Source organism: Chromobacterium haemolyticum DSM 19808 (assembly GCF_000711885.1).
GTDB classification, from domain to species: domain Bacteria; phylum Pseudomonadota; class Gammaproteobacteria; order Burkholderiales; family Chromobacteriaceae; genus Chromobacterium; species Chromobacterium haemolyticum.
This window is the reverse complement of sequence record NZ_JONK01000036.1, coordinates 40,104-46,248: the sequence shown is the minus strand read 5'-3', so window position 1 is coordinate 46,248 and position 6,145 is coordinate 40,104. Positions and strand designations below refer to the sequence as shown.

The 6,145-nt window shown below is 62.3% G+C and carries 9 protein-coding genes; 8 read left to right on the top strand and 1 reads right to left on the bottom strand.

Annotated features, from left to right (window positions below):
• Nucleotides 1-200 precede the first annotated feature (200 nt).
• From hisI to BR71_RS17690, 8 genes are all read left to right on the top strand, one after another.
• Entirely contained in the window at nt 201-593 is a 393-nt protein-coding gene (hisI, locus tag BR71_RS17725) for a phosphoribosyl-AMP cyclohydrolase (RefSeq protein WP_019103913.1), read from the top strand.
• 124 nt (nt 594-717) lie between these two features.
• Nucleotides 718-1,044 carry a phosphoribosyl-ATP diphosphatase gene (locus BR71_RS17720; RefSeq protein WP_043589545.1) on the top strand — a complete coding sequence of 109 codons (327 nt, stop codon included), beginning with the start codon at nt 718-720 and terminating at the stop codon, nt 1,042-1,044.
• A gap of 22 nt (nt 1,045-1,066) precedes the next feature.
• Nucleotides 1,067-1,390, top strand: coding sequence for a histidine triad nucleotide-binding protein (locus tag BR71_RS17715; protein WP_019100820.1), 324 nt, complete (start codon nt 1,067-1,069; stop codon nt 1,388-1,390).
• A gap of 72 nt (nt 1,391-1,462) precedes the next feature.
• The gene (tatA, locus tag BR71_RS17710) at nt 1,463-1,672 is read left to right on the top strand and encodes a Sec-independent protein translocase subunit TatA (RefSeq protein WP_043589548.1); all 210 of its coding nucleotides are present in this window, start codon (nt 1,463-1,465) and stop codon (nt 1,670-1,672) included.
• A 14-nt stretch (nt 1,673-1,686) separates the two neighbouring features.
• A complete protein-coding gene (gene tatB / locus BR71_RS23085) occupies nt 1,687-2,181 on the top strand; it encodes a Sec-independent protein translocase protein TatB (protein WP_052370776.1) in 495 nt (164 codons plus the stop codon).
• Nucleotides 2,182-2,253: 72 nt separating this feature from the next.
• The gene (gene tatC, locus BR71_RS17700; RefSeq protein WP_043589550.1) at nt 2,254-2,994 is read left to right on the top strand and encodes a twin-arginine translocase subunit TatC; all 741 of its coding nucleotides are present in this window, start codon (nt 2,254-2,256) and stop codon (nt 2,992-2,994) included.
• Entirely contained in the window at nt 2,991-3,344 is a 354-nt protein-coding gene (locus BR71_RS17695) for a DUF2069 domain-containing protein (protein WP_043640648.1), read from the top strand. Before tatC ends, BR71_RS17695 begins: the two co-directional genes overlap by 4 nt.
• 200 nt (nt 3,345-3,544) lie before the next feature.
• Entirely contained in the window at nt 3,545-5,176 is a 1,632-nt protein-coding gene (locus tag BR71_RS17690; protein ID WP_052370774.1) for a methyl-accepting chemotaxis protein, read from the top strand.
• Nucleotides 5,177-5,335: 159 nt separating this feature from the next.
• On the opposite strand, the gene BR71_RS17685 is transcribed toward BR71_RS17690, so the two are convergent.
• Nucleotides 5,336-6,130 (bottom strand): TatD family hydrolase, encoded by a 795-nt coding sequence (locus tag BR71_RS17685; RefSeq protein WP_043640645.1) that lies wholly within the window; start codon nt 6,128-6,130, stop codon nt 5,336-5,338.
• Between the last annotated feature and the right edge of the window lie 15 nt (nt 6,131-6,145).

Genomic DNA, 6,145 nt, shown 5'->3' with positions numbered 1-6,145 from the left:
AAAAGCGGAATGTACACACGGTACATGAACATTCTGAAGCTGTTCTCAACGCCGTATCGCCAACGCGCAGCAGATCGTAAACAGGTTCTTAGAACATAAACCCACTTGCCGGCGTCTTAATTTGAAGCGAAGCGGACGCCGCGCTGAATCATTTTCCGCGCCGCCACTCATAGCCAAGGCGCGCGGTGCAAAGGTGAGCCATGAATTGGTTGGATGAAGTCAAATGGGACGACAAGGGCCTGGTGGCCGCCATCGCCCAGGACGCCGCCAGCGGCCGGGTGCTGATGGTGGCATGGATGAACCGCGACAGCCTGGCCTTGACCGCGGAAACCGGCGTCGCTCATTACTGGAGCCGCTCGCGCGGCAAGCTGTGGAAGAAGGGCGAGGACTCCGGCCATCTGCAAACCGTCAAGGAGCTGAGGCTGGATTGCGACGGCGACGTGGTGGTGATGCAGATCGAGCAGGCTGGCGGCATTGCCTGCCACACTGGCCGTGAAAGCTGTTTCTACCGACGTTTCGACTCTGCGCGGCAGGATTGGGTAGTTGTCGACGCGGTGTTGAAGGACCCGGATGCGATCTATCGCAAGGATTGACTTGCGCGCGGTCAACGCCGCGCGGCGGCCGGCCGTTAGAATGGCAGCCGGCAAGCCGATTGTTATCGTTTTGCCATCGGAACGACATATACTTGCCGGGGTTGCGGCGTAAAGGAATAGCGACATGAGCCAGGATGTGCTGAAAACCATCGCGGACACGCTGGAAGCGCGGCGCGAAGCCAGTTCCCAGTCTTCCTATGTGGCGTCCCTGTTTCACAAGGGCGAGGACGCCATTTTGAAGAAAGTGGCGGAGGAGGCGGCAGAGACGCTGATGGCCTCCAAGGACAAGGACAAGCTGCACTTGGTGCGCGAGGTGGCCGATCTGTGGTTCCACAGCATGGTGTTGCTGACCTATCATGGCCTGCGGCCCGAGGACGTGCTGATGGAGTTGAAGCGGCGCGAGGGTATTTCCGGCCTGGATGAAAAGGCCTCCCGCGCCCCCACCCCTTAAGATTTAGCGAGAGCCGACAACAATGACAGATTGCATCTTCTGCAAAATCGTGGCCGGGCAGATTCCGGCCAATAAAATCTACGAAGACGACGATGTGCTGGCCTTCCACGACATTCGTCCGATCGCTCCCGTGCATTTCATGCTGATTCCCAAGCAACACGTGGACTCGCTGGCCCATTGCGGTCCCGAGCACGAGGCGGTGCTGGGCAAGATGCTGACGCTGGCGCCCAAATTGGCGCGCGAACAGGGTCTGGAGGCTGGTTTCAAGACCGGCATCAACACCGGCCGCGGCGGCGGGCAGGAAGTGTTTCACCTGCACGTGCATGTATTCGGCCACAAAAACTGATTGGCCGATCAGGCCGGAGCGGACGGCCGGGCGGCCTCCGCGCATTCATTCGATTTGATAAGGAAGTGAATCATGGGTTCTTTCAGCATCTGGCACTGGCTGGTGGTATTGCTGATCGTGGTGCTGGTGTTCGGCACCAAGAAACTGCGTAATATCGGCGAAGATCTGGGCGGCGCCGTTAAAGGCTTCAAGGAAGGCATGAACGGCGAGAACGACAAGGCCGCCAAGGATAAGCCGGCCGAAACCGGCCGTATCATTGACGGCGACGCCGACAAGAAATAAGGCGCGGTTCAAGCGTGTTTGAAATCAGCTTTGGCGAAATCCTGTTGATAGGCGTGGTGGCCCTGGTGGTGCTGGGGCCGGAGCGCCTGCCCACGGTGGCGCGCACTCTGGGCGCGTTGGTGGGCCGCGCCCAGCGCTTTGTGGCCACGGTGAAGGCCGATATCCAGCAGCAGGCCAACTTGACCGGTCTGAACGAATTGCGGCAGGACATCGAGGACGCCGCGCAGTCGTTCAAAGGCCAGCTCGATTCCGAAGTTCGGGGCGTGCGCGAGGCGATGGAGCAGAACGGCGCCGAACTGCGCGCGCTGGCGGACGAGGCGCGCGCGCCGGTGGAAGAGGCGGCCAACGTCATCCACGGCGGCCTGCAGCCGGATCTGCTGGAGCCTCTTCCGGTCGAGCCAGCGGCGCAGGCCGAGACGGCGCCGGTCAAGGACGAGAACCAACTGGATCTGTTCGACGACTTGCCGCCGTCGCCGCCCCAGCCGGTGGAGCCGCCATCGCTACGCTGAGGCCGGCCGCACCCGGCCGGGCGGAGCTGGTTCCCGCTTCGGCCGTTCCTGAATCCATTGGAAATCCCGCGCATGAATGAACAACCCTTGCTCGCGCATCTGCTTGAGTTGCGCACCCGTCTGGTGCGGGCGCTGCTCGGTATCGCGTTGGTGTTTCTCGGCCTGTTCCATTGGTCCGGGGATATCTACCACCTGTTGGCCAAACCATTGCTGGACGCGCTGCCTGCGGGGGCGAACATGATCGCCACCGATGTCACCGCGCCGTTCTTCGTACCGGTCAAGGTGACCATGCTGGTGGCTTTCCTGATCTCGCTGCCCAATACCCTGTATCAGATCTGGGCCTTTGTCGCGCCCGGGCTCTACCACCATGAGAAACGGTTGGTGCTGCCCTTGGTAGTGGCCAGCCTGCTGCTCTTCCTTATCGGCATGGCTTTCGCCTATTTCCTGGTGTTCCCCGTGGTGTTCGGCTTCATGTCGGCGGTAACGCCGGTCGGGGTCAGCATGATGACCGACATCGATAAATACCTGTCCTTCGTGCTGGGCATGTTCATGGCCTTCGGCGTCACCTTCGAGGTGCCGGTGGTGGTGATCCTGCTGGTGCGCATGGGCGTGGTGTCGGTGGAAAAACTGCGTCAGGGCCGGCCTTATGTCATCGTCGGCGCCTTCGTGGTGGCCGCCGTTGTCACGCCGCCGGACGTGCTGTCGCAAACCCTGCTAGCGGTGCCGCTGTGGTTGCTGTACGAAGCGGGCATTCTGATGGCGGTATTCCTGGGCCGCAAGAAGGAGCGTCCATTGCTGGAGGATGGTTCATGAATCGAAACGCCTGGCATTACGGCGCGTCGGCGTCGCTGATCGCGCTGATTCTGCTGTGCCTGGCCTGGGAGCTGTGGCTGGCGCCGCTGCGTCCAGGCGGCTCGCTGCTGGCGCTTAAGGCGGCGGTGCTGCTGCTGCCGCTGCGCGGCATCCTGGGGCGGCGCTTGTATACCTATCAATGGGCCAGCATGTTCATCCTGGCCTATTTCACCGAGGGCGTGATGCGCGGTTGGGCGGATCGCGGCCTGTCGCAGCAACTTGCATGGGGCGAAATCTTCTTGAGCGGACTATTCTTCGTCTGTGTATTGGGCTTTGCCAGAACTTTCAAGTTGTCGCGTCAACCGCAGTAGACTCCGCGCGCAGCGAAAAGGAAGCCGTCAGCTCATGCTGGCGGCTTTTTTTGTGCCCGCGGCTCATGCGGGACGCAGACTGTGAAACTTGCCGGAGTCATGCGAGTAAAACCGCAAACGGCTTGGTTTACAATCGCGGCGAAACCGCGGGCTTGATCGGCGGAAATCCAAAAAATACAGTTTGGTTGGGGAGTGTGTAAATGCGGAATATGACGATTGCGGCCCGGATTACCCTGGGTTTCGCCTTGTTGTTGGTGGCGCTGGCGGTGACCAGCTTGCTGGCTTTCATCGGCTTGGGGAGTATTTCCAGCCGGGTGGAGGATGTCAGCACCCATGAGTTGGCCTTTTACCGCGACGTGGTGGGTTTGCAGCAGCACATGGGCAATCTGCGGCGCTTCGAGAAAGACTATTTCATCAATATGGGTGACGCGGCCAAGCGCGCCGAGTACAGCGAGAAATGGAATAAAACAATAGAGAGCGCGCATGCGGCGATCAAGAACGCCGGCACGCACCCGCTGAACGGCGACGCCACTCAGCAACTGACGGCGCTGGACGGGCTGCTCAACAGCTATGCGGACGGTTTCAAGGCAGTGGCGGCGAAGGTGGACAAGCAGGAGCTTGCCGGCACCAGCGACGCCAACAAGGCGTTTGGCCAGTACAAGAGCAGTATTCACCAGATGGAAGAGGTCTCGGCCAAGCTGGCCAAGGGCGGTTCCGACGCAGTGGCGCAGCTGCGCAGCCAGATCGACGCCTCCGCGGACGCGGTGCGCAGCCAGTTGCTGGCCACGGTGGTGATCGGCCTGCTGGCTAGCCTGGTGGTGTCTTGGTACATCATCCGCTCCATCCGCGTGCCCTTGCTGCAGATGCGGGACTCCGCGCAGCAGTTGGCGCAAACCTGCGATCTGAACTTGAAGCTGCCGGACTTTGGCCGTAACGAGCTGGGCAGTGTCGGGGAGTCGCTGGCTTCCTTGGTCGGCACCGTGCGCCGCTTGGTGCAGGAAGCGCAGGGGCACGCCACCCAATTGGCCAACGCTTCCGGACAAATGGCCGACGTCAGTTCCCAGGTGTCCGGGGCCGCGGCCAATCAGGCGGAGTCCGCCGCCAGCGGCGCGGCGGCGATTGAGCAGATGTCGGTCAGTATCAATCTGGTGGCGGACAACACCCGTGATGTGGAAGATCAGGCGCGCCAGACCATGGCGCAGGCGGATAGAGGCAACGGCCTGGCGGAGAAAGCCGCCAGCGAGATTCAGCGGATCGCCAGCGGCATTACGGAAACTTCCACCGTGATGGACCAATTGAATCAGCGCTCCAGCGATATTGGCGACATTGTGCGGGTGATCCGCGACATCGCCGATCAAACCAATCTCTTGGCCTTGAACGCGGCGATCGAGGCCGCGCGCGCCGGCGAGATGGGCCGCGGCTTCGCCGTGGTGGCCGATGAAGTGCGCAAGCTGGCCGAACGCACCAGCCAGGCCACGACGGAAATATCCACCCATATCGAGGGCGTGCAGACCGATACTCAGCGTGCTTATCAGAGCATGCAGCAGGCGAATGCCCGCATCGAGAGCGGCGTCAGCAGCACCTCCAGCGTGGCCGAATCGTTGCGTGAAATTCATCAGCTGTCGCAGCATTCGGTTGAGCGCATCTCCGACATCGCCAACGCGATCAAGGAGCAGAGCCACGCCAGTCAACTGGTGGCGGGCAATGTAGAGCAGATGGCGCAGATGAACGAAAGCACCGCCAAAGCCTCCGGTCAGGCCAGCCGGCTATCGCAGGAGTTGCAGCAGTTGTCGGTGGATTTGGACTCCAATCTCAGGCGTTTTCGCACCTGAGAGCCTGTTCAACGTCTCGCGAGCAAGAGGGAGACAAGGCGAAAACCAGTGAATAAAGCGGAATGTGCACGTGGTACATGAGCATTTTGGGCTGGTTTTCAACGCCTATCGCCGAAGCGCAGCAGACTTTGAACAAGTGCTGAGGGAAGAGGCTTCATCTCAGCCGGCGATGCCCAAAGCGTCCAGGCTGTTGCGGCGCAGGGCCTGGCGCAGTTGCGGTTCCGGCAGCCCGCGCAGTTCGGCCAGCAAGGCGCTGAAGGCGGCCAGATGGGCCGGCTCGTTGGGCCGGCCCTGGGCGAACTCGGGGCGGATGTCCGGCGCATCGGTCTCCAGCACCAGGCCCGACAGCGGCAAGGTGGCCGCCAGCCGGCGGATGCGCTGCGAGCCGGAGTAGGTCATCGCGCCGCCGAAGCCCAGCTTCATGCCCTGGCGCAGCATCGCTTCCGCCTGTTGCGGGCTGCCGTTGAAAGCGTGGGCGATGCCTAGCTCGACGCGCTGCTCGCGCAGATGTTTGAGCACGCGGTCCACCGAGCGGCGCACATGCAGCACCACGGGCAGCGCGTATTTGCGCGCCAGTTTCAGCTGTTCGACGAACAAGGCTTCCTGCCGCGCCGGGTCCAGTTCCGGCAGATAGAAATCCAGACCGATTTCCCCCACCGCTTCCGGTCGCTGTTCGCGCAGCGCGCGCTCCAGCTCTCCCAGATGCTCGTCCAGATGCCGTTCCAGGTAGATGGGATGCAGGCCGAAGCCTATCCAGCAACCGTGGTCGCGGCGCAGGGCGGCGGCGGCGGCGAAGGTGTCGGCGCGCACCGCGGGCACCAGGATCTGGCCCACGCCGGCGGCGCGCGCGCGTTCCAGCACGGCGGACAGCATCGGGGCCAGCTCCGGCGCGTCCAGATGGCAGTGGGTGTCGATCAGCGCGTCGGACGCGGGCGGGGAGAGAAAACGGTGCATGGCGGAGTCGTCGCT

Coding starts and splice junctions, on each gene's coding strand:
- BR71_RS17695 (WP_043640648.1), top strand. CDS start 2,991: ATGAATCGAAACGCCTGGCATTACGGCGCGTCGGCGTCGCTGATCGCG.
- BR71_RS17690 (WP_052370774.1), top strand. CDS start 3,545: ATGCGGAATATGACGATTGCGGCCCGGATTACCCTGGGTTTCGCCTTG.
- tatA (WP_043589548.1), top strand. CDS start 1,463: ATGGGTTCTTTCAGCATCTGGCACTGGCTGGTGGTATTGCTGATCGTG.
- hisI (WP_019103913.1), top strand. CDS start 201: ATGAATTGGTTGGATGAAGTCAAATGGGACGACAAGGGCCTGGTGGCC.
- BR71_RS17715 (WP_019100820.1), top strand. CDS start 1,067: ATGACAGATTGCATCTTCTGCAAAATCGTGGCCGGGCAGATTCCGGCC.
- BR71_RS17685 (WP_043640645.1), bottom strand. CDS start 6,130: ATGCACCGTTTTCTCTCCCCGCCCGCGTCCGACGCGCTGATCGACACC.
- tatC (WP_043589550.1), top strand. CDS start 2,254: ATGAATGAACAACCCTTGCTCGCGCATCTGCTTGAGTTGCGCACCCGT.
- BR71_RS17720 (WP_043589545.1), top strand. CDS start 718: ATGAGCCAGGATGTGCTGAAAACCATCGCGGACACGCTGGAAGCGCGG.